The organism is Pseudomonas sp. SMN5 (assembly GCF_052041925.1).
GTDB lineage: Bacteria > Pseudomonadota > Gammaproteobacteria > Pseudomonadales > Pseudomonadaceae > Aquipseudomonas.
Genome location: NZ_JBKGGX010000056.1, coordinates 1 through 2,245 on the forward strand (window position 1 = coordinate 1; position 2,245 = coordinate 2,245).

Below are 2,245 nucleotides of genomic sequence, written 5' to 3' on the forward strand. Positions count from 1 at the left end.
TTCGACCGCCAGCCCCACCAGCACGTCCGGACCGACCCCCTGGGCCATCAGTTGATGGGCACGGCGGTTGGCCTGGGTGTTGAGTTCGACGTAGGTCAGAGTCTCGGCGTTGAAACGCAGGGCAATCGCCTCAGGTCGCAGCCGTGCTTGCTCGGCGATCAGTTGATGGACGCAGGCGGTGTTCGGGAAATCACCGGGCGCCGGGTTCCACTGGGCGATGGCCTGTTGTTGCTCGCTGGCGGTCAGCAGCGGCAACTCACCGATGCGTTGCGAAGGGTCGCTGACGATGCCTTGCAGCAGGTTCAGCCAGTGGTCGGCCATGCGTTGCACGGTGCTGGTATCGAACAGGTCGGTGGCGAAGGTCAATGCAGCACTGAGTTCGCCTTCGGCCTCCAGGGTGTCGAGGGTCAGGTCGAACTGCGCGGTCTGGCTTTCCCACTCCTGCGCCTCGATGACCAACCCTGGCAGCGTTGTAATTGCCTGGCGAGCGACGCTCTGATGGTTGTACAACACCTGGAACAGCGGACTGTGGCTCAGGTTACGCTCGGGGCGCAGCGCCTCGACCAACTGCTCGAACGGCAGGTCCTGATGTGCCTCGGCACCAATGGCCGCGTGCTTGACCTGGGCCAGCAACGCGCTGAAGGATTGCTGCGTGTCGACCTCGGCCTTGAGCACCTGGGTGTTGACGAAGAAGCCGATCAACCCTTCGGTTTCCAGGCGGTTGCGGTTGGCGATGGGCACGCCGACCCGAATATCGGCCTGACCGCTGTAGCGATGCAACAGCGCCTGGAACGACGCCAGCAACACCATGAACAGCGTGCAGCCTTCGGCCTGGGCCAGTTGTCGCAATTGTTGGTTCAACTCCGGCGCCAGGCCGATGCCCAGGCGCGCACCGGCATAACTCTGCCGGGCTGGACGCGGACGGTCGGTCGGCAGTTCCAGCAGTGGCTGCTCACCGCCCAGCACATCGGTCCAGTAGGCCAACTGTCGTTCACGTTCACCGGCTTCCATCCACTGCCGCTGCCACACCGCGTAGTCGGCGTACTGGATCGGCAGCTCGGCCAGTGTCAGCGCCTCGCCCTGGCTATAGGCTGCATAGCGCTGGATCAGCTCCTGGACCAGCAACTGCATGGACCAGCCATCGGAGACGATATGGTGCTGGGTCAGCACCAGCACATGTTCCTCGGTTGCCAGTTCCAACAAGCCCACCCGCAGCAGCGGACCGTTTTGCAGATCGAATGGCTGGCTGATCTGACGCCTTACGAACGCCTGGATCTGTTCGGCGGTGGTGCCTGCCGCGCCGTCGAGCACCTCGGGAATCACCGGCGGATCGAGTTCGGCATGAATCACTTGAAAGGCTTGTTCGGCGACCTGGACGAACGTGGTGCGCAGGCTTTCGTGGCGTTGCACCAGCGCGGCGAAACTCTGGCGCAGCGCGTCGAGGTCCAACGTGCCGCGAATCCGCAGCGCCGCTGGAATGTGGTACGCGGCGCTGTGGGGTTCCATCTGCCAGAGGAACCACTGGCGTTGCTGGGCGTAAGACAGGGGCAGCCGCGCCTCGTCCCGGGCAATCCGGGGGATACTCGCCGGCCGTAACCCGTCGCTGGGCACCAGCGCGGCCACGCAGGCGGCGAGGCTGGCGTCTTCGAACAACTGGCGCAATTGCAGGTTCAGACCGAGGACCTGACGAATACGCGAGACCATCTGCGTGGCCAACAGCGAATGGCCGCCGAGCTCGAAGAAGTTGTCGTTCAGCCCTACCCGCTCGACCTTGAGCACGTCCTGCCAGATTGCCGCGAGCTGTTGCTCCAGTGCGCTTTGCGGGGCCAGATAATCCTGTTGCACCTGACTGGCGTCCGCTGTCGGCAGGGCCTTGCGGTCGAGCTTGCCGTTGGCGGTCAGCGGCCACTGATCGAGAAACAACAGGTGCGTCGGCACCATGTAGTCCGGCAGGTCGGCCTTGAGCCCGGCCTTGATTTGTTCGCGCAGGTTCACGAGGTCGGCGACGCCCGCTGTCGGGATCACATAGCCCACCAGTTGTTGGCCGCTCGGTCCTTCCTGGGCCAGCACCCGCGCTTCGCGCACCGGCTCCAGGGCGTTCAGGCGGGCTTCGATTTCCCCCAATTCGATGCGGAAACCGCGGATCTTCACTTGATGGTCGATCCGTCCGACGTACTCGATCACGCCGTCGCTGCGGTACTGCGCCAGGTCGCCGGTGCGGTACAACCGTGCGCCGCTGTCGCCG

Annotated in this window: 1 protein-coding gene; it reads right to left on the bottom strand. The window is 64.4% G+C overall.

Annotated features, from left to right (window positions below; translation table 11 throughout):
- Window positions 1-2,245 (bottom strand): condensation domain-containing protein (locus ACLEJR_RS26950; protein ID WP_440817743.1); only part of this gene is annotated, 2,245 nt, incomplete at both ends.